Origin of the sequence: Candidatus Desulfosporosinus nitrosoreducens (genome assembly GCF_030954495.1) — a bacterium.
Classification (GTDB): domain Bacteria; phylum Bacillota; class Desulfitobacteriia; order Desulfitobacteriales; family Desulfitobacteriaceae; genus Desulfosporosinus; species Desulfosporosinus nitrosoreducens.
Window position 1 is genome coordinate 1 of record NZ_JAVHUW010000016.1, and the last position, 25,495, is coordinate 25,495.

The window sequence follows — 25,495 nt, forward strand, 5'->3', positions numbered from 1 at the left end:
CCTTTTCAATTTCAGCGCTGTAAGTCAGGAACAGAGGATTTACCTGAAGAGAGTTCTCCGTAAGAGAACTTACTGCGTTCATCAAATGATCAAGGCCCCTGCCGCTTCTCGCACTGGTTCCAACCACCGGAATACCCAAACGGGCGGCAAGTATCTCCAAATTAATCCGGATCTTCTTTTTTTGAGCCTCATCCATCAGATTAACGCACAGCACAACTTTGTCGGTAATCTCCATCGTCTGAGGGCAAGACTTTTGATTCGACAGGATCATTTAAATTTCACTAAAGGAAAAGTAAATAATAATCTAGAAGTAATAATGTAACAGAAGTTGAAAAGATTTATTGAACTTAGTATTAGGTAGTATAATATTTTACTGCTTACCAACCTATTCGTGGAGATTTTCAAAAAGACTACAAATTAGAAAGGATGTTAAAAATTTGAACTATCAAAGAATTGCGGAAATAGTGTATGAATTAATTAACAATCCGAGAAGTCTGTCCATAAGGAAAGAGGAGATACTTTTAGGAGATCTAGGGATGAATGAATTTACTAGCCTTCAAAAGGTTTTTTCCAAACTCGAAGTATCTAGTGATATTTTAACGTTTGAAGTTACACCGCTGGATTTTTGGGGGTAAGGAAATGAACCGTCAGCTAGATCAAAGCATTATGGATAAAATTACCAAACTTCTGACGAAAGTTGATTTGAGCTCAGAGATTCTCGATATGATTTATTCTTCCTTGAAAGCTGGGAGCAAGACAAGTGAACAATTTAGGTGGGCCCATTTGACGTTAATGAATTGTGATTGTGTGAATGGAGTGCCTGAAGTTGCGCTCCCAGGTGCGATTGCCATGGAATTATCTGCCTTGGCAGCTGACATTTTTGATGATATCCAGGATCAGGATAATAACGACCAACCTTGGCGTCAAATTTCTACCGCAAATGCTCTCAATTTGGCTATCTGTTTAAGTATGTTGAGCTATGAGGCTGTCTCGACAATATCAGATAGCAAACTTTTTAGGGAAATAAATCAAGTTTTGAACAGAATGTGGATAACTGCAAGTGATGGTCAATTCCAAGAAATATTACTAGACACTCACGAAAAAGTAACTCTAGATCAATATTTTGATTTGGTAAAGCGAAAATCAGGTAGCCTAACAGCTTCTGCTTGTAAAATCGGGGCAACCATCGGGGGTGCAAGCGAAGCGATAGTATTTCAATTAGAACAGTTTGGGACAAATTTGGGCGTAATGAGTCAGATAAAGAACGATTTAAATGATTTCTTAGACTTTGAGAGAAAAAAGGATTTTATTAGCAATCGCAAAACCCTCCCTTTTGTCTACCTTTTGAACATTCTCAAAGGTGAGAATGCAGATCAGTTTAGAGAATTGACTCAGTTACAGAGGTTCGGAAAGGAAGAAAAAGAATATCTGAAGCAATTAGCCATTGATGGAGGGGTTGTTCATTTCTGCAGAGTCATGTATGAACTATTTCGAGAAAAGTCACTGAAAATTATGCAAAGACTTTCGATTCCAGAAAATCGCAAAGAAAAGATGATCAAACTTGTTGAAGAAAATGTTTAGACGGCAAGCATATTACAATGCAAGTGCCGTCTTTATCTTATTAGCCTGTTTATATTTTTTCGCTACCGCTAATCAAGCCTATGTTGGTCTCAAGATTGCGAATATCCGGGGACAATGGATAGTTATTTCCTCAGATCCACAAGGTGAAGGATACAAATTAGGGATCCGTATAGGAGATGTAATATTGAAGATAGACAACAGCGATCCGGGGAATTACCGCTATGTTCAGAGATGGAGTGAAACAGAAGGAGCCTCAAATTTTGAAATCCGTAAGCAAGACGAGATATTCAATCAGATGATTAATATTCCTGTACCTCTAATTATGCAGAATACTTTAAGTGAAATTCCTTTCGTGATCCTAGGATTTGTTTTTCTGTCCTTGGGATTCATTACCTTTCTGAGGCGCCCTTATTTGGCTGAAGCCCGTACATTATTCTGGTTTAACTGGTGTACAGGTTTAGCTATCGCCTTGGCTTCAGCCTCAAGCCGTGATTTGTTATTTGCAAGGGAATTGGAGTATATAATTTTTGCAGCTATACCGATCTTTCTTGTCAATTTTGTTTCGTCTTTTCTAAACGAAAATAATAAACAGATCAATCGTTGGGGCCGTCATATTTTTATATTGATGTTTGTGATTATTGTAATAATAACCGTTTTGCAATCGACCAATATTATCAGCTGTTTTAGTTCATTAAGAAAACTGGTCTTAGTTACAATGAGCGTTGGCAGTCTTTTCGCACTTTGGAATTTAGTTGCCCTATTAACTTTGCCAAAAGATAAACCGCAAAAAAACCAAGTAAATATAATACTTTTAGGTATGGTAATGGGACTCTTGCCATTCCTTCTCCTTACGGCAGTTCCTATTATCTTTGGATTCCAGCCGATAATGAATGCTCATTATAGTTCCCTTTTTGTTTCGGTCATCCCAACCACTTGCTATTATGCTGTAGTTAATAAATATTTACCAGATAGTCGAAAGTTTTTAGGAACCATAGTTCCTTTTTCGATTGCCGGAATAATTGTTAGTTTTGTTGTTACTTACCTAAACTTTATTTTGAAGTTATCGGAAAAGTTTAGTCTTGAGATGTATCTTAGGACTTTAGCTTTATTTGTTGTCTTGGTCTTATGTTTCAGCTTCATAAGAACTTTAATAAGTAAGATATTAGAAAAATTTTTGTTTTCAGAAAAAAGGCAAACCTTCAAAAAAAGAATTTTTGAATTAAACGAACGCTTGTCTATGCTTAGTGAAGAGAATTTGATATTAAAAGAAGTGACTCAAACTTTTTCAATTGAGGGAGTTTTTATTATTGCAAAAGATAGTAAAGGAAAATACTTTAAGATATCAGAAGGAAGATTTGTCGAAAAGTTTAGTGAACAATCTATGATGGAAGAATTATTTCAAGCCGATCGAAAGACTAATTTGAATGCAAGAATCTTACCAGATAATTTCCCAGCTGGACTCTATATTCCTGTTACAAATAAAGACTATAGATTTGGAATATTTTTAGGTCATCGTCATTCTTATGTTAAATTTGAACCTGATGAATTACCAGCAATTGCGTTGATTTCCAGTCAATTGGCTCAATGTTTAATAACCATGTTGACATTTAAAGAGTTATCGAAAGAAATTGTGAACTTAACACAAAAATTTCATGAGTTACAGCGACGAACGAATGGGCTTCAAGGAATAAATATGTCTTTATTTAGAAGTTTAGAGAGAGAAAGAAAAATAATAGCAAGTGATATACATGATGGACCACTACAGCTAGGGTTAGACTTAAATCGATGGTTAAAATGTCTTGTTGAAAAATGTGTAAATAACGACAAAGCTGTAAATGACATTTCTCATATGCGAGAGCTAGTAGAGAATTTGAATTTCGAACTTCGTTTAATATGCAATGATTTGCGTCCTCCATCATTAACTGATTTAGGACTGGTTCCAGCTATTGAATTATTATGTGAAGAAATTATGCAAAAAGAGTTATTGTTAATTTCCCTCGAAACTAAAGGCATGAATCGAGGGGAACATTTTGAGGAGGAAACAGAGTTAGCAGCCTATCGTTTTGTGCAGGAAGGTATAACCAATGCCGTAAAACATTCAAGTTCTAAAGAGTTAAAAATTCAAATTGAGAAGAACGAATCCCAGATGGAATTGAGAGTTAGTGATTCGGGTAAAGGGTTCGATACCAGTAAGATTGATGATTGGGTGCTTACAAGTGTTCATTTCGGATTGGTTGGGATGAAAGAAAGATTAGAAAGCTTAAATGGTAATCTTCAAGTCAATTCAATAATTGGTAAGGGAACAATCCTCAAAGCAACTATTCCTATTAAAGGAGATTAGTTAAACATTCAAAGCAATCTCTCTATAAGGAGGAATTAGGAATGTCTTATAATAATACTGTTGAATTAAAAAAAGTCAAAGTTTTAGTCGTTGATGATCATACACTTTTTGCGGAAGGAACTGTATCTTTATTATCTTCTGAATCTAGAATCTCGGTAGTTGGAATAGCCAAAAATGGAATAGAATGCATGAGCTTAATTAGAAAATCTAGACCTGACGTGGTGCTGTTAGATATTAAACTCCCCGATGTCTGTGGGACCGATTTAATAGACACAATAAATGAAGTTATACCTAGGACAAAGATTTTAATGCTAACAGGATATAGCCCTAAAGGTTATGTTACTCAATCAATGAGTAAAGGTGCCAATGGTTTCTTGCTTAAAGACTGCGCAGTAAAAGAGATGATTGAGGGAATATTAAGAGTCTATGATGGTGGGGTATTTTTTTCAGAAGGTTTAGAGGCTTTTCTTCATCCTGAAATTAGTAGTTCTGTTTTATATTCCACAGTTGCGTCCGCTATTAAGCCCACCGAATTACTAACCATTAGAGAAAAAGAAATAATTGAATTAGTCTCTAAAGGGTTACATAACAAAGAGATTGCATCGGTTTTAGATATTAAAGTTCGAACTGTGAATTTTCACGTAAGTAATATCCTGCTCAAGTTAGAAGTTAACACCCGTTTAGAAGCTGTTTTACGGTGGGCAAATATAAATAATAATGCAATTTAAGTTAGGTTTAAATTTTAGTTACATATTTAGCAATGAAATGTCGATAAATGTAAAAAAATGTTGTAAAGTTTTATGAGTAATACTGGCAATATTAACAGGGACAAAGGCAAGGGCCTGGTGATATTCTTAATTTGATTAAAATTATACAAAAGGTTATAGAAATTTTGACGACATAAGTATTAAATGGTTTTGCCATTTAAATAAAAACCCTCAGATCATCGATACCCGCAAAGTAACACATGATCTGAAGGCGTCCCCTACGCAAGCAGTAGGTAACTATTATATTAAACCTGCTGGGGATATTTGTGAAGGGAGATTTTAAAAAGGAGGGAAATTGTCATACTTGTATCCCCAATAAGTTTTTAAAGGAGAGAATGTTGCATGAAAAAGATATTAATTTTTTTACTTTCATTGAGTCTTCTACTCGTCGCTATACCAGCCTATGCCAGCGACTCGACTAAAATATCAGAAAAGGTTAATACCAAACAAACCTCAATAACCTATCTAACATACGATCAAGCAATGGAACGAATAGCTCAATTATCAAATAAGTCGGTTGAGTCGGTAAAAGCGGAACACCCAAGTACCGAAAAAATAACTGTCCCAAAATCTCAACTGGGTAACGTAAAGGAAACAAATCTAACTACGTCAGCAATGCAGTACGCCGAGATCAAGCAAGCTTTTTCTGTTGCTTGGAATTATTCACCATCTGTTGATATTATTGTTCAGGAATACCGTGACGGTAGTTTTGGATGGTTAGGAAATATTCAATATGCGGGCATTGATAGAAATTATCTTGGCACTGTAAAACAATTTTCTGGAGATATGAAGGCTTGGGTAGATGAAAATTACCAACAAGGAATTTACTATATAGTAAACGGGGACTTTTATGACACTGGAACCACAACTATTTCTTCTACAGTTGGGGCAGGTACACCTGTAGTCAATGTAAACTTTAATATTTCCTATGCTACTAATTACTTTAAGTATTGTAACACTGGAGAATCTTATATAAGCGTAATTAACTATTAAGAAAGTTTTTATTATGAAGCACTCACAACTCCCACCGGGAATTGTGAGTGCCATTTTACTAGTTTGTGAATGTAAATTTTATTTATTATAGAAGGAGATATAAATAATGCTTTTCCTTGGATATTTTATGGATTTTCGATTTCACTCAACTTTTTTAGAAGCAATAATAATTGGAATTTTAATAGCTACATCAATATATTTCTTTTCGAAAAACAAATGGGGAAGTATTTTACTATGTGTTCCTGTTAGTGCGTTATATTTATTTTTTACTGTTAGATACACGTATCATCTTATTTTGGTGGCAATTGAACTATTAATACAATATTTTATCGTATATTTAATTGATAAGGAAGAATGGTTGTAACTAATAGTTCTAACGAAACAGTTTGTTATTAAGACAGAACTGTGTTTCACTTATTGGATAACCTAGCCAATGATTAGAAGCTCATTTTAAGTATGAACGTTTAATCAATTCAATTACTTAAGTGCAAATATACGCTTGAGTTACTTAATTGTCTATATTTTTGCTTTAAAATCGACTAATAAATGTGGCGGCGTCATATTCTTTTTGTGATCCATATCGGTGACTTGCATAAAGAAGCTTGGTGTCTATCTTTATAGAGACAATAGCAAAAAGATTTACTCAAATCATTGGTATGCCGCTTATTATCCGCTAAACATCGTCGACCCATTTCTACATTTCATCTTTTGCATTTCGAATGGATATGCACAGCTGCCGCCGTTCTGATTGCGGGGGCAGGTATTATAATGCAGCTGTTCGGTTTACAGCAGCGTCAGCCTGTTATGATAGGTTTTCTGGTCTCCCCCTTTGCATATTCCGTTTTCTAAGGACACTTCAACCGCCGAAGTTGAACAGTGCCGCCGCTGGAGTTCAGCGGTGAAGGTGTTCAACTCGTGCGGTCGAGCTGTTCAACCTCACGCGGCATATTCACCCTTCGACCTTAGGGTTATAATCGAATGGCTTATAGACTGTATATTCCGTTTTCTCACGCGGAATATTCATAGACAAGCTGGCCGATTTGAATTATTCCTGGAAAGACTTTGTGATGGTTTGAAAATAAGAGCCAATACGCAAAAGCGGGCCATTGCGGTCCGCTTTCCGTAAGTGACAAACCGGTTCTTTCCCATTTTAGTTGAAAACAATATATTAATACAATCTAATTTTTTTAGAATATGTATTTTGAAAGGCAACTATTATGGATGAATTTATAAAAATTCTAGATCCTGCGCTTGATTATGTTGAGCATATTGCAAGAGAACAAAAATGCATCATTACAGTTGAATCAAACCGTAAGATCGTTACATGCCCATATTGTGGAACGGCATCATCCCGAGTACATTCTGTATATAAGAGAGAATTTCAGGATCTCCCAATTCAGGATCATCAGGTTGTTATACTGATAAAGAACAGGAAAATGTTTTGTGAGAATCCAGAATGTAGTCATCAAACCTTTTCGGAAAGGTTTGATTTTATTACATATAAAGCACGAAAAACGGAGCGTCTTATCAAAAAGATCTTGAACCTTTCGTCGAGGGTCAGTTCTGTGGCTGCCTCAACTATGTTAAAAAATGATACAGCAGCTATAAGCAAAAGTACTATTTGCAGACTACTTAAAAAAAACGCCTCAGATTGTGGATAAAACTATCATATACAAGGTTTGTGTGGATGATTTCGCATTTGAGAAACGGCATTCTTACGGAACTATTATGGTCGACATTGAAACCCATCGTATTATAGACTTGCTAGATTCTCGGGATAAAGAGCCAGTCACTCAATGGCTGAAAAGCTTTCCGAATCTCAAGGTAGTATCGCGTGATGGTTCTCATACATATTCCTCGGCATTTCAGAAGCTCATCCAAACGCCATTCAGGTCAGTGACAGGTTCCACTTGTTAAAGAATTTAACAGAAGCAGTAGCGAAATATATATTACGTTTATTTCCTGCAAGGCTGGAAATTCCTTCAACGTAAATCATCAGGAGCCCTGAAATGCAAGTCTTATCGGATACTAGAAATCGAACTTAAAGAATCTGATTTACAAAAGGAAAATATAGAGAAGGATTTACGCTTAGTGAAATAGCTCTTATAATGCATGCATCTATTTCTACGATAAGCAACTATTTAGCTATAAAAGATGAAGATATTCCAGAGGGCACTTGTTCAGTAAGGGAAAAGCAAGCAACATTAAAGAAGCTATTGATAGGATGGATTAGAAAATTGTTAGAGTTACCGGTCATATTCGCAATACAATAAAAAGGTATTTATCCAAAGAGTGTTTCAGTGTTAATGAACATTATGACTGCCAACGCCCCGAAAAGCCGCAGCTGTATGAAAAAGAGATCCTGAAGCTACGCTCAAAAAGGTATGACCTATGCAAAAAGGTATGATGGTCCGGTTGCTGCCTTAAGAGTATTTATGCAGAAAGAGAGAGAACATCAGAAGCGAGCTGAAACTGAAAACTGAAAGCTAAGAACATTAAGGAATATATCACTAGGAAATGGATGGTTCAGTTAATTTACAAAGATATAGAAAAAGTGAAAGGGCTTACACAGAAACAGTATGAAGCTGCCTTAAAAAAGTACCCGGCTAGCGTGAATAAGTTGAAGTTAGTAAAGAGCATCAAGTATGGATGTAATAGTTTTGAATTACTAGAATCTAAGACGCTACCACTTAAAGCAATGCATTAATCAACTAAAGTGGGAAAGAACCGAAAAAAGTACTTGAGACATCAAATGCCTGCAATAATGTTACAAGAAATTTACAGGCTTCTTTCCTGGCAGTATGCTACATTTACATCATGGTAGGCAATGGCGTTTCCATCGTCAATGAATATCAGCAAAAAAACCAAAAATAAACTAACAAAAACTAAGATAACCTAATAAACTGGACATCCGCTCGAAAACTTAGTAAATTAGAGGTAATAAATGAGATACATTTTATGTCAGTTTTAAGATTATAAGATCTTATTGTGTCACTTTAATTGAACTATCTTTGTTACCTTAGCTTATATTCCGTGGAGGATTAAAAAGACATAACTCATGCGGAATGCCGGGAGGTTTTTTATGAAACTGATAACAGTTGCCGGTCCGCCGTCTTCAGGCAAGACATCCGTCATCCTGAAGCTGATTGAATGTCTGAACCGCCCCCAGGGCAGCGTCGGGGTCGTGAAATTTGACTGCCTGACCTCCTTTGACAACCTCAGCTATGAGGAGGCCGGAATTCCGGTGCAGACCGGGTTTTCCGGCAAAATCTGCCCGGACCATTATTTTGTCAGCAATATTGAGGATGCGGTGCAATGGGGAGTGCGCTCCGGCTTTGAACTGCTGATCACGGAGAGCGCCGGGCTTTGCAACCGCTGTTCACCCTATATTAAGGGGATTCCGGCCATCTGTGTGATTGACAATCTGTCCGGCGTGAATACCCCCCGCAAAATAGGCCCGCTGCTGAAGTATGCGGATATCGTGGTTGTGACCAAAGGGGACATTGTTTCCCAGGCGGAGCGGGAAGTCTTCGCCTTCAATGTCCGGCAGGTCAATGCAGGGGCCAAGGTGATTTTTGTCAACGGGATCACCGGGCAGGGAGCCTTTATTCTGGCCAAATATTTGCAGCAGGCCGGAGAGATCCGCAGCCTCAGGGATACGCGGCTGCGCTTCACCACTCCGGCCGCCGTCTGCTCTTATTGCACAGGGGAAACCAAAATCGGGGCGCCTTATCAGCTGGGTATGATGAAAAAAATGGAGTTTAAAGACGTAGACTTTGAAAAAATAAACTCTGAGAAAGTAGAGTATTAGGGCTTATGACAACAGAGGATTTTAGGACAATGATCGAGAGCAAACCTCTGGCCGAGGTTTTGTGGGAATATCCTATCGGCCGGGACTTTCTGGCTAATTTCCGGCTCAATGATTTGACGCCGGATCTTCCCTTTGCCCAGGCCCTGCTGGCGGTGGAGGAGGAAACCCTGGCTGAATTCGGTCTGGACCGCTTGGCGGCCTTGCAGGATTTCGCTGTGTTTCTTGAGCAGTTCACGCCTAAAGAGAATTTACTGGCAGAGGTAACCTCGATTACGATCATCGGCGGCTGGAACAAAGCCAAGACCCCGGAAAATATCAGCCTGACCATTGCCGCCGGGGAAATCATCAGTATTGTCGGACCTACCGGTTCGGGGAAAAGCCGGCTGCTCAATGATATCGAGTGTCTGGCCCAGGGGGATACTCTCACCGGCCGGAGGGTTCTGGTCAACGGGGCCGAGCTGGATGACCTGCGGCGCTTCGAGATGGAAGGGAGGCTGGTGGCCCAGCTTTCCCAGAATATGAATTTTGTCATGGATTTGACGGTGCGCGAATTCCTGGAGATGCACGCCAAATGCCGGCTGACTCCCAACGTCGGGGAAGTGGTGGAGACCTGTTTTCAGTGCGCCAATCAGCTGGCAGGGGAAAAATTCTCGCCGGATACCCTGGTGACCCAGCTCAGCGGCGGGCAGTCCCGGGCCCTGATGATCGCGGACACCGCTTTTATGAGTGATTCGCCGATCATCCTGATCGACGAGATCGAAAATGCCGGCATCAATCGCCGCCAGGCCATCGCGCTCCTGGCTAAACGGGAAAAGATCATTTTTGTCTCGACTCATGACCCGCTTTTGGCCTTGAGCGCCGATAAGCGGATTATTATTAAAAACGGGGGCATCGCCAAAGTCCTGGAGATTTCCCCGGAAGAAAAGGAAAGTCTGGGGATCATTGAAACTCTCGACAACACCATGCAAAAGCTGCGCAACGCCCTGCGGGCCGGAGAAGTGATCCGTAAGCAGGATTGCGAACCGGAAAGTTAAGCTTTAATAGGATCTTAGGCAAGGAAGTTGATGAGTGAGTTTGGTTGGTTGAGGAAATTAATGAATTGAGTTTAGTCGGGGAAGTAATAAGTGGGTTTGATTGGAAAGGTTAATAAATGAGTCTGGTCGAGGAGTCAATAGGTGAGTTCGGTCGAGAAGGTTAATAAGTGAGTTTGGTCAAAGAAGTCAATGAATAAGTTCAGTCGAGAAAGTCAATGAGCCCGATTTTAGTCAGTGATCCTAGCGTAAGTAACTTTCTTAAGTAAGGAGGAGTTAAGGTGTGGGAGCTATATGATGCCTTAATCGCAGGGATACCCGAAGATTGCCGGGTGGATGAGCTGGTTTGCGGCAACCACTATACCTACGTCCGCAGCGGCGAGGGTTCAGGGGTGGCGGCGGGGCGGCCTTATGACCAGCGCTTGCCCATGTTCCACAAAAACCTCTTGGGCGCGTCTTTGCGTGAGGTGGCAGGCTGTGTGAAATCCTGGAATTTGATGGAGGCCGCCCTGGGGAATGCCGCCCTGAACGCTTACTATAACAATCCCCAGGTGGCCAGAGCCAACGGCGTGGAATTTTCGGATGTCCGGCGGGTGGAAGACCGGCGCTATGATCCTTTTATCATGTCTCAGAACGCAGTCAAAGGGAAAAGAGTTGTGGTAGTCGGTCATTTTCCTTACCTGGAGAACCTGCTGGAACCGGTCTGCGATTTTTCCATTATCGAATGGGAACCCATAGAGGGAGACTACCCGATGCCGGCCTGTGAATATCTGCTGCCCGAAGCGGACTATGCCTTCCTTACCTGCACCTCCCTGGTGGACAAGACCCTGCCCCGGATGCTGGAACTGACGAAAAACGCTGTCCGGGTTACTATGGTGGGGCCGGGGACTCCGTTAGCTCCGGCGCTTTTTGCTTACGGGATTGACGAACTGTCCGGGATTGTCATTAAAGACAATGCCCAGGCCTTCAGAATAGCCGCCGGCGCGGAACAGTTAAAGATTTTCACGGCGGGGCAAAAGGTTGCCTTCAAAGCGGACAATAAAGCGGAAGGTTAAGCAGAAGGGCGGTGGATGCATGAACTTTGAGTGGAATCCTCAAACGATCCAATGGTACGAGGACGCCAATACCTATTCGGGCTTTTTTCGAAACCTGGCGGGTTTGATCTCTCCGATGCTGCGGGGGTATTCCACCCTCTGCGATCTCGGCTGCGGCCTGGGCCTGCTTGATCTGGAGCTCAGCCCCAGCATCTCTGAAATCACCTGCGTTGATATTAACGAAGTTGCCTTGGCGGCTCTGCAGAAAGGGATCGCGGACAGACAGGTCTCCAACCTTGAGCCCCGGCTTATGGACTGCGGGGAGCTGGAGGGAGAATGGGACGTCATCTGCATCAGTTTCTTCGGCAGCAAGGAATTTGAGAATTTCCTGCCTCACTGCCGGAAGCTGATCGCTGTGGTGGGGAGGAGGCAGCAGACGGAACTGTACCCGGATAAATACCGCAAGTACCTTAAGAACAGCGCTGAAAAAGTGGAGGAGGTTCTTAGCCGGAAAGGGATGGATTACGTTCTTACGGAAGCTGCCTTTGAGTTCGGCCAGCCCTTTCACTCCCGGGCAGACGCTGAAAACTTTGTCCGGACCCATTGCCCGGCTATCACGCCGGAGGATCTGCGGAGCTTTCTGGACGGGGCGCTCCGAGAAACCGGCGATTCCCGCTTTCCTTTAGTCATTCCCCGCTTGAAATCCTTGGGGGTCTTCGAGATTAAAGGCTGTCTATGATTAAACCAAGATGATTAAACCAAGGCAATTAATGATTACTCCAATCAAGGATTACTTCAAGGTAAACAATGATTAATTCAGGGCAAAGCAGAGCTTACTCCAAGGCAAACAAGGCCGCGCCGAGGGCTCCGCAGAGCTGCGCTTCGCCGCAAATATAGAGCTTGATTCCCAGCTTGACTTCCAGGGCGCGGACAACGCCCAGATTCTGGGCGACGCCTCCGGTCAGAATAAAGCCGCCTTCCGGACCAAGCCGGGTTATCAGGGACGAAACCTTGGCGGCGACGGAGTTGTTAAGGCCGTGGATGATGTCCGGCACGGCTTTGTTCTGGGCAATCAGGGATACTACTTCGGATTCCGCGAAGACGGTACACATGCTCGAAATGACAATATCCTCGCGCCAATTCAATCCCAGTTTACTCATTTCCCCGAGCGTCAAGCCCAGGGTTCGCGCCATCATTTCCAGAAATCTGCCGGTACCGGCGGCGCATTTGTCGTTCATGACGAAGTTCATCACCGCGCCGCTGTCATCAATCCGGATGACCTTGCTGTCCTGACCGCCGATATCGATGATCGTGCGCGTCGCCGGATTGAGGTAGTGCGCTCCTTTGGCGTGGCAGGTGATTTCCGTGATGCTTTCGTCGCTGCCGTCGATGTAAGCCCGGCCGTATCCCGTCGTGACAACGCGGGAGACCGAACTGCGCGCAATGCCCGCGCTGTGCAGAGCTTCCGCGAGACTTTTTTCTGCGCTGGTTTGGGCGCTGCCGCCGGTGGGAATCACAAGGGCGGCGGCGATTGTTTTATCCTGAGCGAGGATTACAACGTCTGTGCTTGTGGAACCGCTGTCAATACCTGCAACATACTCTTGCCCTGATCTGCTCATCTTTCTTCCTTTCCCGACGTTTCCTTGCTTGGCCTGCAAACCCGAGAGAGTTTCGGCAAAGGCCTCGATCCGGGTTTGCAGCTGACCTTTGCTCTGGCGGGTGTAGTCGGTTTCCAATTTTAAGAGGGGGACCGCCAGTTTGTTTTTCAGCTCCGCATATTCAAAACCGTAAAAATCACAGAATTTAATGGTATGGTAAATTGCCCCGCGCAGGTTGGGATCATTATACAGGCTCCTCCGGCCGGCAGTATCACTCATGCGGAGACAGGGAAGCTGCGCAAGCAGGGCGCCGGCGTAGATCAGGAAAACTTCCGCCTCAGGGCAGGTGTTTGCCAGGACCTTTTTATCGGGCGCAAGGCTGCGGTTGCCGACGCAGGTGAGATTTCTGAGCGGAAGCGCCAGGAGTTCCCGGATCATCTCTTCTATTTCCTGCCCCGCCCGGGCGCCGAAAATCCCGATGTAGGGACCTTCCGAATCTCGGGGAGGGGAAAAGGCCGCCCGGAAAGCCTCCGGATCGAAGGGTTGGCCTGAGTATTCAGCGTAAGCGGATTTTAAGGCCAGCAGGTTGCCGGCCAGGATCTCCTGCTGGCAGCAGCTGTCTTGATGGGGGAGATCCAAGAGGTAGAGAAAGTGGCAGGCCCCGGATTTCTTGATAACATCGTAAGCCCGGCGCATGGTATCACAGCAGTTGACAAGCACCAACTCGCCGGCCTGCCCGGAGAGGGCCGCCTGAATCACGGCTTTCCCGAAGCCGCAGAGATTGGCATGAGCGACGCGGTCCGACACTTCAAAATTGTCCTGTAAATTGTCCAGAATGGCGCACTCTGCGCTAAAGCCCGCGAAAAGCTCTAAAGGGGTATATTTACAAACGTAGTGGATCATTTGCGTTTTTCCTCCAGCATTTCCAGAAATGCTCCCAGGCGGGTGGCGGTCTGGCCGTCGCTGCTGTTGGCAGGGTCGCAGCAGTCGCCATCGAGAATCAGGGCAGGCAGTGCTGCTTTTTCCAAGGCGTCTTTGATTAACTGGGCCGCGCCGATGGTTGATTTGCAGCCCCAATGCGCAAAAATTACCGCGCCCTCCGCGCCGGTGAGCCCGGCTATTTCCAGCGCCTGAGCAACGCGCCTTTCCGGAGCGCCGTTATGGCAGGAGTACACCATGCGCCGGGCCATTGCTTCATAGGGCTTGGAGACGTCCACAGGCATCAGGCTTTCATAAGTGAGTTCGCAGGCGGCGATAAAAGCCTGAGCGCTGAAGTTCAGCACTTCTTTGACCGGAGCCTGCAGGTAGGGGATCAGGTGCAGCCAGAGCAGGCGCAGTCCGCTGCTTGGTCCGGCGTTCTGAATATCCTTAAGCAGCAGGCCGCTGTATTTTTCCGCTTGTTCAGTCCCCAGCAGTATATGACTCATAAAGACACCGTACATTTCACTGGTGAGATCTCCGGGCAGCCTGCGCTCTTTCTGATAGCTGAGATAATTCAGGTAGTTGGCGGCGGTCCGCTCGCTGCGGGCCACAGCTTGCCGCAGGGCGTCCTCCGGGATGGGCCTGCCCGTCACCTCGGATATGAAAGCGCACATTTCCTTTAACTGTCCGGCTACATACCGCACCGAATCCCCGCTTTTTTCATAGGGGACGTCTATGAAAAAAGCGGGGATTTCGTATTTCCGTTTAAGGTAGGGAAAGGTGATCAGGTTGCCATCGCAGGCCAGGTTGGTATAGATCATAAATTTGGGTTTGGGCATTAAGCCGGTAGCGGCGGCGCCGATAAATATTCTGTGGAAAGAACAAAGGGTTTCCGGGACTCCTTTTCCCGCGGTATGCTCTAAAAAAATCGTTTCACATTTCGTCGCGGCCAGATAACCGGAGAGCGCTTCCGCCGAGTAAGGGGCGATTCCAGCCGCAGCCAGAGGCTCGCAGGGCACAAAAATACTGACCAGGGCCGCCTTTTCGGGATGGGCCAGCGCCCGGATCACCATGTCCATGACGGTCCGGGCGGCATATTGCTTGGAGGGAGGCAGCTTTTTGTCCGGTTTGAGGGATAAAGCCAGGCGCTGCGCGCGGTAGCCTGCAAGAAGCAGCTGCCTTGCGCCCACGGGATTTTTGGCTGTCAGAGCTTCGATCAGGCTGGCAAAGGTTTTTATGATATCCATCTCATTCATCCGTTTCTCTCGTTTTTTCTAGTGCTGCTGCCGTGCTCAAGTCCAGCCGGGTCGGTCAGCTCCCGTTGTCCCTCTCCTAATTCGTGAAAACTTTGTTCAACCTGCTTGAGAAAGGCTTTGCCAAACTGCTTCAGCCGTATGCGCCTGCCAGGGCGCTCAAAGAGAGGGACGTCCAGACTTTTCTCCAAGCGGGCCATGGTTTTGCTGAGGGAGGGCTGGACGATATGCAGCTCTTCCGCCGCGTGGGTTATATCCTCCGGGCGGGCAGCTACTTGAAAATATCTTAATTGCAGGAAATCCATCGGGCAGCGTGCTCTTTAATAGCTTTGCAGGAATGATGATGTTATTAATTATATATTTTTCGTTATAAGCAATCAATGCTATAGTTGGCAATAGTTGGGTTGGGGACTCAGAGGCGATTTAAAACGCGGGCCTCAAGGGTCAATCCATGGCGGCACTGTAGGTGTGAGGAAGGCTGAGGTGAAGAGCTCGGTTTGAGGGGGGAATTTCGGAGTTTTGTTGACATATATAGATTGCCGATATAAAATTACCTATATAGATCATCTATATAGGGAGGTTCAAAGCGATGGACAAGAGTCTGATAAGCGGCAGCACGACCATGCTTATCCTGAAGTTATTAGAAGAATCTGATATGTATGGCTATCAAATGATTGAAGAGCTGGGCAGGAAGTCCAATAATATATTTGAGCTGAAAGCAGGGACCTTGTATCCTTTGCTGCACACTCTAGAACAAAAAAACCTGCTTGTTTCTTACGAGCAGACCACGGATAATGCCAGGATACGCAAGTACTACAGCATTACCAAAAGAGGCCGTAAGTATTTGGAGGAAAAAGCCGCAGAGTGGAAGGTCTACACCTCCGCTGTAAATAACGTCTTAGGGGGTGCAGGCCTTGCAATCGTCTGAGAAGATTACGGAGTATCTGGAAATTGTCCGCCGGCAGATACGCTGGCAAAAGGCGCAGGTTCCCGTTCTGGCGGAACTTCAAAACCACTTAAGCGACCAAAGGGATGCCTTGCTCAAGGCCGGGCTTGATGAAGAAACGGCAATCAGCGGGGCTCTGGAGGAGATGGGCGATCCTGTGGTTGTCGGAGAGCAGCTGGACCGTGTGCACAGACCCAGGCCGGATTGGCCGTTGCTTGCCCTGACCGTTGTTTTGCTTGGGGCGGGGCTTACAATTCAATTTCTTATAGGGGGGGACATTCACATTGGCAGGGATATGTTCTCCAGACAGGTTATTTGGGCTGGTCTGGCAATTATCCTGCTGCTGGCTGCTTATTTTTTGGATTTCACAATTCTGGGGAAATATCCCTGGTTTATGTATTGGCTGCTCATAGCTGTGACAGCAGTGGGTTATTGGTTTTACGGCAGGTCTCCAAGTTTAGGAGATTCACGGTTATCATCGATTTATCCGCTGCTGCTGTTTCCCACTGTCTTTGCCGGAATAGTTTATAGTAGGCGCAATCAAGGTTATGCCGGTCTTATTCTCTGCGGGGCGGCGGCAGTTGCTCCGGCCTTTTTAGCTTTAATGATACATAACTCGGCCGTTTCTTTCCTGATTTCTGTTTCCTGTCTTGCTGTTCTGACCTATGCAATCACCAGGGGCTGGTTTAAAGTGAGGAAAGTTTATGCTCTCCTTGTTTTGTATTTTCTGTTCACGGTGCTTTTAACAACAATGTTTGTCACCTTGATGGGTCAGTTCTATATCTGGCAAAGACTGCAAGCAATATTCGATCCGTCGCTGGCGCCGATGGGCTTAGGGTATATTGGGTCGGTTATCAGACAGTTTCTTGGGCATTCCCGGTTAATCGGTGAGGGGCTGCCGCTAAGCGGCTATGGGCAAAAACCGGCATCACAAATTTTGCCTGCGGCCAATACGGATTTCATTTTAACTTATTTAACTTATAAATTCGGCTGGCTTCTAATCATCGGGATAATCCTTGTTTTCACAGCCTTTATAGTGCGTTCGTTTATGGTCTGCAAAAGACAAAAGAGTGTGCTTGGGCAGCTTGTTTCCCTGGCCATTATCTTAACTTTTGCTCTTCAATGCTTTACATTCATTATTTACAATTTTGGTTTTCTGCTCTTTGCTCCCGTGTCACTGCCGCTGATCTCATACGGAGGCCGTTCCTTGCTGACTAATATGTGCCTGATCGGTTTTTTGCTTTCAACATTCCGTACCGGCGGTTTAGTGAGAGACCGCAATATTGACGCGGCAGTGAGAAAGTCAGGCCGCTTCATCCAATATTGTGACGGAAAAATTGTTATCAATTTAAGAAGCCACACTCTAAACTGATCGAGTCATTTTTTAGGAGCCGGAAAAGGAAAAAGAACTGGATGAAAATTCAACGACCGAGAAATGAATTATCGGTAGTTGAAAAAGAGGGAAGGAGGGACGTGATACGCACCCTTATGTGCTATTTTCTTGAGTCTATTATCACCGTTGGCTGCCGGGTGAATTCCGAGCGCGGCACTCAGTTCAGACAATGGACTATAAACATTAAGGAGGAAGCAACCTATGGACCTTAAGGTAAAGTACGCTACTATCATAGTCAGGGATATGGATGTGTCAATCAAATTTTACAGAGAAGTTATGGGCTTTGAAATAGACAGCCAATATAATCCCCAGCCGGGCATAGTCATCACCTTAATGAAAGGGAAAGGGGAGGCTATGCTGGAGCTTATAAAGGATACAATCCATGAGAGCGGCTTTTATTCCGTGGGCATGGAGGTTGAAGACTTAGACGCCGCGCTGCAGGAGCTTAAGGCCAAAGGCGCTAAAATCACCATGGGCCCGGTGCCGATCACGGTTGGGAGTTTAGCCTTTTTGGAAGATCCCAATGGAGTCAGGATAGCGCTAATTCAACACAACTAAGCTCTTCCTACAGTCCTCTACGGGTTTTATCCGCTGACTAATCCGCTCTAAGACTCCCGCTTCGGCAAGCGGCGAGTTAAGAGCGGCTAAGTCCCTGGATAAGTGCGACTAAGATTCAGATGGAGTTAAAACTCCACCTGAATCAAGTCTTCTTTATGCAGGAGTAACTTTTACACTCCCCAATACATACTCATTCGTATTTCATCAGGAACAACAGCGTTGCCACCGATAGCAATAACAAGATTAGTGTTACGCAAATTGTTATATACATTTTTTATCAGGAGATTATCAGTATCAAGAGGTGTTCCATCAGTGAGAATAATGGCAGACTTTGTTTGAGCTGCTAGTGGTGCTCCGCTAAGAGCATCAATCCCAGTTTCACCATTTGCAAGGAATACATTATTAAAGTCAATGGCAGATACGAAGTCTTGGATGATTTGATAATTTGTGTCATAGGCAGTTACTCCAGCATGACGAGTAGGGTTTGGCAACTGAGCTAATACTTGATTGTCAATTACAGCTGTACCACCGATAACATCTGAAGTAGTAATGCCTGTGTTGGCGGCTAGAAACCCTTTGGCAGTGGTGGAAAGTCCTGTTTTTTGTGTTAGAATAATCGGTTCATTAGAAAATGAGGCAATGGATGCGATGGAGAGTGCATCTTGGATTTGCCAGCCATTAACAACTGCAATTTTGGTCACCCTTGCGCCAAGGGAAATTAATTTATTAGCTATATTCACAGATGTTTCGCTGCGATCAGCCCCACCAAGGGACTCAATAGTAATACCCATTCCTGCCAATTGATCGAGTACCGCTTGACTAATAACAGTATTTCCACTCGTTACATAAACCTTCGTAACCTTTAGTTTGATAAGTTCAGCTTTGGTGTCTACATTTAGAGTATCACCAGGATCTTGCAAAAGGATAGGTGCTTTCAAAAACGTAGCAAGCGGGCCGGCAGCTAAGGTATCAGATGTGCCATAAGGGGCTGAAGATGCGATGATTGCTGTACCAGTCCAACCTAATTGATCAGCGATTGCCACTGCAGTCTGTGCAGCTGTTGTACCAGCCAAGCGAGTTGGTGGGGCTGTATCAGTTGCAAATGCATTAGAAGATACAATAGTAATTATCATGCTTATAATAGCTAATGAGGTTAAAACTTTTTTCGTTTTCTTCATGTAATAATGCTCCTCTCATCTTTTGAATTTGAATCCCGCTATCTAATAAAAAAGAGGTCTTATGTGATTCTGCCTAAAAAGGCAATACAAACATAAGATCTCTTGTAGTTTTTTAATTAAGTTATCCCTGAAGTAGTCCAAGATACTTACATCTGCAAACTCTAAATAATCTGGGGTTCTAAACTCTTGTCCCGCCGATTCGATAGAATGGGGAAATCTTTGCAATTAGCGAAAAAAAGAGGTTTATCATAAATTTATTTCTGCATCAAATGACTAAAATCCTTTATTCAGTCTGAAAATTTTGCGAAGTTGCCCGCGAAAATAGGCCAAAAAAGCTAGAAATAATATCCACGTTTCTCTGCGGTTGTTTACTTAAAAATCTATGTTGTTGGTGTTACTCCCCAAACCAAGGGATTATAAGGATTATAATCCTTATAGGTAATATTATTGCCTTTGTACATGACAGGGAGCTATAACCTGCAATTTGCGAATGTAGGTAACACTAAAACAATTGATTATGTCACAAACGTCAACTAAATACAGATTAGAAAAAGTCGGGACTGCACTCTACAGGCAGCCACCGACTTTTTTATGATTTGGCCCTCTAACTAAAAGTAGATTGGACGTTGCAAAACGAAGGAAATTGGTTCCTGGCAGACTTTAAAGCAGGAATCTCTTGGTTTCCGCCATTAGTTTGCCGGCGCTTTCTTTGGCCCTCAAGACCTGCTCCTTGACATCCTTGGATTTGTTTTTGACTTCCAGGGTCCGATTGGCGATCTCCGCAATTCCGCTGGCCCCCTCATTAGCGGCTTGAGCTACGCTGTTAATGGCCGCCAAAATAGCCTGAATGGATTCCGTAAGTTGCTTAGATGTCGCGTTAAATTCTCCAACCAGCTCATCGACAAAATTAGCATCTTCACTATACTTCTTGGCCACATTGAGCATAACTTTGTAATCCTGATCAATATCCACGGAGACGAAAGACAACAAGTTATCAGAACTGCTTGAGAGATTGTCCACGGAGTTGGTTACTTTATGGGTAACATCCTGTATTTGCAGGACGGCGCCTTTGGATTGCTCCGCCAGCTTGCGGATTTCTTCGGAGACAACGGAGAACCCTCTGCCGGCTTCACCTGCTCTGGCAGCTTCAATCGCTGCGTTTAAGGCAAGCAAGTTGGTTTGTTCGGTTATCTGCATGATGGATTGCGTTAATAAATTGATTTGCTGGACGACCTGGGATTCTTTGATTGCCTGTTCCAGCCTGTCCCTGCTGGCGACAAATATGTCATATGCCTTCTTTTGGGCGGCATCAACTTTTTTCATAGTTTCCTCCGCTCTTTGGGCAATTTCTCTTGCCGAGAGTTCACCTTCCTGAGACTTGGCGGCGATTAACTGAGCAGAGTTTCCTATCTCCTGTGAAGTCGCTGACATCTCTTGCGATGAGGCGGAGGTTTCTTCCATAGTGGCAGCCAATTCTTCAGTTGTGGCGGAGATCTCCTCAAGGCTCTCGCTTAAGCCAATGACGTTGTTCATGGCCTCATTGACCTCCTGCTGGATCGCCGAAGATTCCTTCTTGATGTTGGTTACCAGCTGCTTAAGGGAATTTTTCATTTCCGTGATGGCCTTTGTGATAGCCCCGATCTCATCTGCTCTGCTTAAGTATTTGGGATCTATATTCTGCGAAAAGTCTCCGCCGGCAACAAGTTTTAAATACTCCGCCGACTTGATAATGGGTGTTGTAATTCTTCTGGTCGTGATGGTAATTAACAGGACAGTAAGCAGCAGCATCATTAATGAAACCCCTAAGACGATCAGGGATATTTTGCGAGCGCCTTGGGTCAGCTCGTTTTCCGACATGAAGGAGGCTAAAATCCAGTCCGTTCCCGCGACTTTATAGGGATTCACTATGTAGCTTACACCATGAATCGTGGCGTTAAAGGGCTTTAAATCTTTGGCTAGGAGATTGTTTAAGCCTGTAATTGGGGTTTCATCTAATTTCTTGAAGTTATTCTTAGGATCATTGCCATCGGCCAGAATAACCCCGGTATTGTGGACTATCATATAAAAGCCTGTGCTGCCCGGTTTCATTGAGCTTAGCATGTCACTGATCACAGACTGTTGAACGTCGATTCCCAATGTTCCAATCAAATGTCCCTCGGCATCCGTAAAAGATCTTACATTGCTGGTAATCATTTGTTGTGAAATGCCGTCAAGGTAGGGCGCTGTTCTTACGATAGATCCTTTGCCGCTTAAGCCGGCTTTATACCAGCTTTTTTCCGGAGGATTGAATTTGGCCGGTATATTGGTTTCAGGCCACTGAAGATAAGCGCCTTTTTCCGTTCCAAAATAGACATACAGCGTTCCCGGATGAGTTGTGGCGTACTGGTCAAAAACGTTGTAGATTTCTTGTTCAAGGCCGCCATTTTTCGAAGGGGTTATTTTAGTTTCTTCACTATTGTTGGCATAAGATGTAATATTGCCGGCAAGCGCCTCCATGACTAAAGGATTTGAAGCCATCATATTAATGTTTTTATCAATTTGGTCATAAAAGATTTTGATTGATTTCTCGGCAATCTTCATTTGTTCCTCAGAATTACTGAGATATTCACTTTTGGCCTGGGCAGTAACCTCGAAACTTGATATTGCTCCTACAGTCGCTAAGGCAATTAAAATAATAATTAGAGAGATAGCTAGAAATCTTGATTGAATACTCCTGAATTTCATTCACAAAACTCTCCTTCTAGGTTAATAATTAAAAGAAACTGCAAAAATGCTCAACATTTTTTTGATAATTGCTTTTTAATTATAGTGCCTTGCTCAAAAACTGTAATATACCGGATAGCTATAGGGGATATAACTTAAGGTGATGCGCGCAAATAATCTTTTGAGAAAAGAAAAAAGAACAAGAGCACTTTAATAAGATCTGGAACTTATCAAAGTGCTCTTGTTCTTTTTCGGCCATCTTCCCGGAAGTCAGGTCCGGGGCCGCTTCTCAAGAAGGTGGAACGGCGGCAGAAGTGAGGGGAGGCGGGATGACTTGGGGGATCAATCATCTGGGCGAGGGTTAAGGTTTAGTTTTGGCAGCAACATTATTTGCCGTGCTTTTAGTCTTGGAAGTGATAGCTTTTTGAGCAGGAGCCGGAGCCGTTGTCGCGGCGGTGCTTGCCACTGGGGGCTTGGAGGCTGGAAGAGGAGCTTTCAGCCAAGATACGGTCAGGTTTTCGCCGTTTAAAGCCTGGGTTAAATCGGCAACGCCTAAATTTTGTTTTTGTATGATAGTGAGCAATTTTACTAACTCCTGATCAACCCCCGGTTCCCAGTGCAAAAGAACAATATCGCCGGCTTTAAGTTTCTGGCCGCTTCTTGTCGTAAGGACGGAGTTTTTCATTTCCGCGTTCCACATTACGATATGTTTTATTCCGGCTTCCTGGGCAGTTTGCTCGACCGTCTCATTGAGATCTCCGTAAGGCGGCCGCAGCTCATCCGGAGAGGAACCGAACTGCTGAAAATAAGCAATGGGCTGAGAGATTTGGCTTATTTGATCGGCCGGGGAAAGATGGGTCAGAAAAGGATGGCTGAAAGTATGGTCTTCAATATGCCCGCCCGCCTTGACAAAATCATGCCAGAATTCCGGATGATTTTCGGCAGCTTGTTCGATGAGATAGGTGGTTATGGGCAAATGGTATTGCTTCATAAGTTTGAGGACGGTTTGGTTAGGATACCAGCCGTCATCCATTGTGATATACACGACAGGCTGATTGACCGGAAATTCGTAGATCGCTTTCAGCGGCTCTGGCGCCGCAGCCGTGGCGGGACTAAGTTGATCCAGCGATTCAGAAGCTTTATCCTGCAAGGCCATGTTGGCGGATGAAACCGCAGGTTTAGGAGTTTGAGGTGCGGCGTTGGCTTTGGCGTCGGATTCATGGAAGAAAATTTTACAGGAGATACCAATGACGATCACCAGCAGTAAGACTCCAAGCCGAAAATAATTTGAGGAAAATTGGTTGAAAATGGGTCTCCGGGAACTTGTCTTGGTGTGTATCATATTGCCTCTGTCTTCTCTCTAAAAACCTTATTTTGCATTTATTCCTACATTAATTCGACAATTAGAGAATATATCCTCCAAGAATTTAGAAATTTGTAGTTCTAGTCTGTTCCAGCGGCATTCATTCCAGGCCATGGCCGATGTGCTGGTTCTGACCCTGGCTGATTATCAGGGGCTGGCCAAAGACGCCCGGCTCAAGGCGATTGGCGCCATGACCGAGATCGTATTTCTTTCCCAGGGGTGATCTACCGGCGAAGCTTAAGCAGATCGACGAGCAACTGTTGGCCCATACAGGGGTCGCCGGCTATGATGCCGGCCGCTCCGGGCAGCGTCGTCGCCGCTTTTTGTGCGGTGACCGATACGAATCCTGAAAGCTATCTGCGCCTTAAGGCGGAGGATGTCCCTTCGCTGTCGGAAGGGATTACCCTACGGGTCAATGACTTAACCGGCAGCCTCTATAGCAAAGGTGTAGCGGGGGCCTACGGCTTGATCGACGCTCTGCACGAGTTGGGCTATATTACGGACGACGCGCGCTCCGCCCAATACTATGCCCCCATGATGGCCCTTAGGGTACGCGCCCTGGTGGAGGAGGTTGCTGCTGAGGAAGATAAAAGCGGCACCCTGAGCGGCAAGATTGATTATCAGGAACAGGGCGGCTATCTGCGCGAGCTGTGTAAGCTGTTGGGACTGGATTTTGACAAAGTTTATCCGCAGATGCAGGAACTGGCGGGCAAGGATGACAAGGAACGGGCCCTCAGTGACGCGGCAGCGGCCAAGCGGGAGGCAGAACAGGCGGGGAACGATCAGCGGCTTGCTGAGGAATTAGTCGGGGACTACCTCAGCAAAAGCGGCTGGCAGCTTTCCTTAAGGGAGGACGGCAGTTATATCCTGGCTGCCGTGCAGGATATAAAATTCAGTGTGGGTGGCTGGTCAGTCGAGAAGGGGGTTCCGCTGCTCGGCAATGAGCCGGTCCGGATGACCGACGAGGGAATCTATGTTAAGGAAATCAAGGAGCCTTTCAGCCGCGGCTCGTCTGAAGACAGGGAATAAGTTCTTCAGTATGCGCTCAGGCAGACGGGATTTGCCTAAAGGGGATTATCATTTTTTGGAATTTGACAAAGGTGTTGGAATTTAATAAGATGGTCGCTTTGTCTGGCCATGATCTTCAATGTTTCTGAAAACGCAGATAACTATGCCGTCAGAATCTTTCAAATTGAAAACGTCACCGCTCAGCGGCGGTGTTATAGGCGTAAGGGGAACTTGGCAAGGTGTTGAGAAGTCGGCACCTTTTTTCGTATGCCCGGCGGAATCCGCTGCTCCGGACTAAAAAGGGGGGCGTGTTGGGGGGGAGGCCAAGGCAGGGTTTTATGATGAAGTTAATTACTTAAGTTCAGGGCTGACCGGGCTTGTACCAAGAATCTTACGCGCGTAAGATTCTTGGTACAAGCTGGGGAGAATGCCCTCGTTTTTGCCGGGATAATCCCATAGTATGGGATAAATCCGTGAAATAATAGGGGGGATATTATCCCGGAGCGTACGCTGTTTTTTATCGCGGCTGAAATAGCATGTTTTTAGTACATTTTTAGCAACGTGCGCAAAGGAAATAGAGGGTAAGCGTGGAATTAATATGATACGATGAAGGTTTTTAAATTATCACAGAAAAACTCATTGAGCGGTAAGTACCCAACGGGAGTTAAGGAATTGAAACTGAGTAAGACATGACCCCGAATTAGGGAGGCGGGATAGTAAGCATTAGTTGGGCCAGAACCTCTTAAGCTTAAAAAGCCGGACTACGGCTGTTAAATGAAATAAATTCGGATTGGAGGTTAAGGAAGACGATGTGACAGATTTGGCGGCGCGGTTTTTTATATTGTAAAGCAAAAGCCGCTTTAACGAATGAACAAAGCTTTTTTGCTGTTAAGGGATACCTTGATTATTTAGTGCGAATGTATAGTAAACATAAAATTACTGGGAGATTCGCACCGCAAAACAATAAGGATTTTGCCGAAAAATGGCGATAATATTGGATTTACAAGGTGGTTTAT

Annotated in this window: 22 protein-coding genes; 15 read left to right on the forward strand and 7 right to left on the reverse strand. The window is 44.5% G+C overall.

The annotated features are described in order from the left end of the window. Positions 1-271: FeoB small GTPase domain-containing protein (locus tag REC12_RS00965; protein ID WP_308891725.1), on the reverse strand; the 271-nt coding region annotated here is incomplete at its 3' end. A 368-nt stretch (positions 272-639) separates the two neighbouring features. Between REC12_RS00965 and REC12_RS00970 the strand changes: the two genes are divergently transcribed. The 10 genes from REC12_RS00970 (at position 640) to REC12_RS01015 (ending at position 12,297) form a co-directional block, all read left to right on the forward strand. Beyond that, complete coding sequence (locus REC12_RS00970; protein ID WP_308891726.1) at positions 640-1,581, forward strand: polyprenyl synthetase family protein; 942 nt, start codon at positions 640-642, stop codon at positions 1,579-1,581. Next, positions 1,562-3,922, forward strand: coding sequence for a sensor histidine kinase (locus REC12_RS00975; RefSeq protein WP_308891727.1), 2,361 nt, complete (start codon positions 1,562-1,564; stop codon positions 3,920-3,922). The genes REC12_RS00970 and REC12_RS00975 overlap by 20 nt, the downstream gene beginning before the upstream one ends. 41 nt (positions 3,923-3,963) lie before the next feature. Beyond that, positions 3,964-4,650 (forward strand): response regulator, encoded by a 687-nt coding sequence (locus tag REC12_RS00980; protein ID WP_308891728.1) that lies wholly within the window; start codon positions 3,964-3,966, stop codon positions 4,648-4,650. 381 nt (positions 4,651-5,031) lie between these two features. Further along, entirely contained in the window at positions 5,032-5,682 is a 651-nt protein-coding gene (locus tag REC12_RS00985) for a hypothetical protein (RefSeq protein ID WP_308891729.1), read from the forward strand. Positions 5,683-6,899: 1,217 nt separating this feature from the next. After that, positions 6,900-7,343, forward strand: a complete 444-nt coding sequence (locus REC12_RS00990; RefSeq protein ID WP_308891730.1) for a transposase family protein — start codon at positions 6,900-6,902, stop codon at positions 7,341-7,343. 22 nt (positions 7,344-7,365) lie between these two features. After that, positions 7,366-7,599 carry a transposase gene (locus REC12_RS00995; protein ID WP_445223110.1) on the forward strand — a complete coding sequence of 78 codons (234 nt, stop codon included), beginning with the start codon at positions 7,366-7,368 and terminating at the stop codon, positions 7,597-7,599. Positions 7,600-8,764: 1,165 nt separating this feature from the next. Continuing rightward, positions 8,765-9,493 carry a GTP-binding protein gene (locus REC12_RS01000; protein WP_308891731.1) on the forward strand — a complete coding sequence of 243 codons (729 nt, stop codon included), beginning with the start codon at positions 8,765-8,767 and terminating at the stop codon, positions 9,491-9,493. A 5-nt stretch (positions 9,494-9,498) separates the two neighbouring features. Continuing rightward, positions 9,499-10,527, forward strand: coding sequence for an ATP-binding cassette domain-containing protein (locus tag REC12_RS01005; protein ID WP_308891732.1), 1,029 nt, complete (start codon positions 9,499-9,501; stop codon positions 10,525-10,527). Between the two features lie 278 nt (positions 10,528-10,805). After that, complete coding sequence (locus REC12_RS01010) at positions 10,806-11,579, forward strand: Rossmann-like domain-containing protein (protein WP_308891733.1); 774 nt, start codon at positions 10,806-10,808, stop codon at positions 11,577-11,579. Positions 11,580-11,598: 19 nt separating this feature from the next. Continuing rightward, positions 11,599-12,297 (forward strand): methyltransferase domain-containing protein, encoded by a 699-nt coding sequence (locus REC12_RS01015; protein ID WP_308891734.1) that lies wholly within the window; start codon positions 11,599-11,601, stop codon positions 12,295-12,297. 94 nt (positions 12,298-12,391) lie between these two features. Here the strand turns inward: REC12_RS01015 and REC12_RS01020 are convergent, their stop codons facing one another. From REC12_RS01020 to REC12_RS01030, 3 genes are read right to left on the reverse strand one after another with little or no spacing between them, the layout of a single operon-like run. Then, positions 12,392-14,059 (reverse strand): acyl-CoA dehydratase activase, encoded by a 1,668-nt coding sequence (locus tag REC12_RS01020; protein ID WP_308891735.1) that lies wholly within the window; start codon positions 14,057-14,059, stop codon positions 12,392-12,394. Continuing rightward, positions 14,056-15,333: a 2-hydroxyacyl-CoA dehydratase subunit D gene (locus REC12_RS01025; protein ID WP_308891736.1), complete on the reverse strand. Its 1,278-nt coding sequence runs from the start codon at positions 15,331-15,333 to the stop codon at positions 14,056-14,058. The genes REC12_RS01020 and REC12_RS01025 overlap by 4 nt, the downstream gene beginning before the upstream one ends. Continuing rightward, the gene (locus REC12_RS01030) at positions 15,330-15,635 is read right to left on the reverse strand and encodes a LysR family transcriptional regulator (RefSeq protein WP_308891738.1); all 306 of its coding nucleotides are present in this window, start codon (positions 15,633-15,635) and stop codon (positions 15,330-15,332) included. Before REC12_RS01030 ends, REC12_RS01025 begins: the two co-directional genes overlap by 4 nt. Before the next feature lie 284 nt (positions 15,636-15,919). Here REC12_RS01030 and REC12_RS01035 point away from each other — a divergent pair, with 284 nt between their 5' ends. Genes REC12_RS01035 through REC12_RS01050 form a run of 4 tightly spaced genes read left to right on the forward strand, consistent with a single transcriptional unit; the run spans position 15,920 to position 18,227 of the window. Beyond that, the gene (locus REC12_RS01035; RefSeq protein ID WP_308891739.1) at positions 15,920-16,258 is read left to right on the forward strand and encodes a PadR family transcriptional regulator; all 339 of its coding nucleotides are present in this window, start codon (positions 15,920-15,922) and stop codon (positions 16,256-16,258) included. Next, the gene (locus REC12_RS01040) at positions 16,245-17,648 is read left to right on the forward strand and encodes an FtsW/RodA/SpoVE family cell cycle protein (protein ID WP_308891740.1); all 1,404 of its coding nucleotides are present in this window, start codon (positions 16,245-16,247) and stop codon (positions 17,646-17,648) included. Before REC12_RS01035 ends, REC12_RS01040 begins: the two co-directional genes overlap by 14 nt. A 41-nt stretch (positions 17,649-17,689) precedes the next feature. After that, the gene (rhuM, locus tag REC12_RS01045; RefSeq protein WP_308891742.1) at positions 17,690-17,881 is read left to right on the forward strand and encodes a RhuM family protein; all 192 of its coding nucleotides are present in this window, start codon (positions 17,690-17,692) and stop codon (positions 17,879-17,881) included. Continuing rightward, on the forward strand, positions 17,871-18,227 hold the full coding sequence (locus REC12_RS01050) for a VOC family protein (protein ID WP_308891743.1): 357 nt from the start codon (positions 17,871-17,873) through the stop codon (positions 18,225-18,227). Before rhuM ends, REC12_RS01050 begins: the two co-directional genes overlap by 11 nt. Positions 18,228-18,397: 170 nt before the next feature. On the opposite strand, the gene REC12_RS01055 is transcribed toward REC12_RS01050, so the two are convergent. From REC12_RS01055 to REC12_RS01065, 3 genes are all read right to left on the reverse strand, one after another. Beyond that, on the reverse strand, positions 18,398-19,405 hold the full coding sequence (locus tag REC12_RS01055) for a cell wall-binding repeat-containing protein (RefSeq protein WP_308891744.1): 1,008 nt from the start codon (positions 19,403-19,405) through the stop codon (positions 18,398-18,400). A gap of 660 nt (positions 19,406-20,065) precedes the next feature. Continuing rightward, on the reverse strand, positions 20,066-22,129 hold the full coding sequence (locus tag REC12_RS01060) for a methyl-accepting chemotaxis protein (RefSeq protein ID WP_308891745.1): 2,064 nt from the start codon (positions 22,127-22,129) through the stop codon (positions 20,066-20,068). A gap of 340 nt (positions 22,130-22,469) precedes the next feature. Beyond that, the gene (locus tag REC12_RS01065) at positions 22,470-23,450 is read right to left on the reverse strand and encodes a polysaccharide deacetylase family protein (RefSeq protein ID WP_308891746.1); all 981 of its coding nucleotides are present in this window, start codon (positions 23,448-23,450) and stop codon (positions 22,470-22,472) included. Positions 23,451-23,690: 240 nt separating this feature from the next. Between REC12_RS01065 and REC12_RS01070 the strand changes: the two genes are divergently transcribed. Further along, positions 23,691-24,500, forward strand: coding sequence for a hypothetical protein (locus tag REC12_RS01070; RefSeq protein WP_308891747.1), 810 nt, complete (start codon positions 23,691-23,693; stop codon positions 24,498-24,500). Positions 24,501-25,495: the final 995 nt, after the last annotated feature.

Bases quoted from the DNA above. Each gene is read 5' to 3' on its own strand.
- REC12_RS00970 (WP_308891726.1), top strand. From the start codon at position 640: ATGAACCGTCAGCTAGATCAAAGCATTATGGATAAAATTACCAAACTT.
- REC12_RS00980 (WP_308891728.1), top strand. From the start codon at position 3,964: ATGTCTTATAATAATACTGTTGAATTAAAAAAAGTCAAAGTTTTAGTC.
- REC12_RS00985 (WP_308891729.1), top strand. From the start codon at position 5,032: ATGAAAAAGATATTAATTTTTTTACTTTCATTGAGTCTTCTACTCGTC.
- REC12_RS00990 (WP_308891730.1), top strand. From the start codon at position 6,900: ATGGATGAATTTATAAAAATTCTAGATCCTGCGCTTGATTATGTTGAG.
- REC12_RS01000 (WP_308891731.1), top strand. From the start codon at position 8,765: ATGAAACTGATAACAGTTGCCGGTCCGCCGTCTTCAGGCAAGACATCC.
- REC12_RS01005 (WP_308891732.1), top strand. From the start codon at position 9,499: ATGACAACAGAGGATTTTAGGACAATGATCGAGAGCAAACCTCTGGCC.
- REC12_RS01015 (WP_308891734.1), top strand. From the start codon at position 11,599: ATGAACTTTGAGTGGAATCCTCAAACGATCCAATGGTACGAGGACGCC.
- REC12_RS01020 (WP_308891735.1), bottom strand. From the start codon at position 14,059: ATGATCCACTACGTTTGTAAATATACCCCTTTAGAGCTTTTCGCGGGC.
- REC12_RS01025 (WP_308891736.1), bottom strand. From the start codon at position 15,333: ATGAATGAGATGGATATCATAAAAACCTTTGCCAGCCTGATCGAAGCT.
- REC12_RS01030 (WP_308891738.1), bottom strand. From the start codon at position 15,635: ATGGATTTCCTGCAATTAAGATATTTTCAAGTAGCTGCCCGCCCGGAG.
- REC12_RS01035 (WP_308891739.1), top strand. From the start codon at position 15,920: ATGGACAAGAGTCTGATAAGCGGCAGCACGACCATGCTTATCCTGAAG.
- rhuM (WP_308891742.1), top strand. From the start codon at position 17,690: ATGAAAATTCAACGACCGAGAAATGAATTATCGGTAGTTGAAAAAGAG.
- REC12_RS01050 (WP_308891743.1), top strand. From the start codon at position 17,871: ATGGACCTTAAGGTAAAGTACGCTACTATCATAGTCAGGGATATGGAT.
- REC12_RS01055 (WP_308891744.1), bottom strand. From the start codon at position 19,405: ATGAAGAAAACGAAAAAAGTTTTAACCTCATTAGCTATTATAAGCATG.
- REC12_RS01060 (WP_308891745.1), bottom strand. From the start codon at position 22,129: ATGAAATTCAGGAGTATTCAATCAAGATTTCTAGCTATCTCTCTAATT.
- REC12_RS01065 (WP_308891746.1), bottom strand. From the start codon at position 23,450: ATGATACACACCAAGACAAGTTCCCGGAGACCCATTTTCAACCAATTT.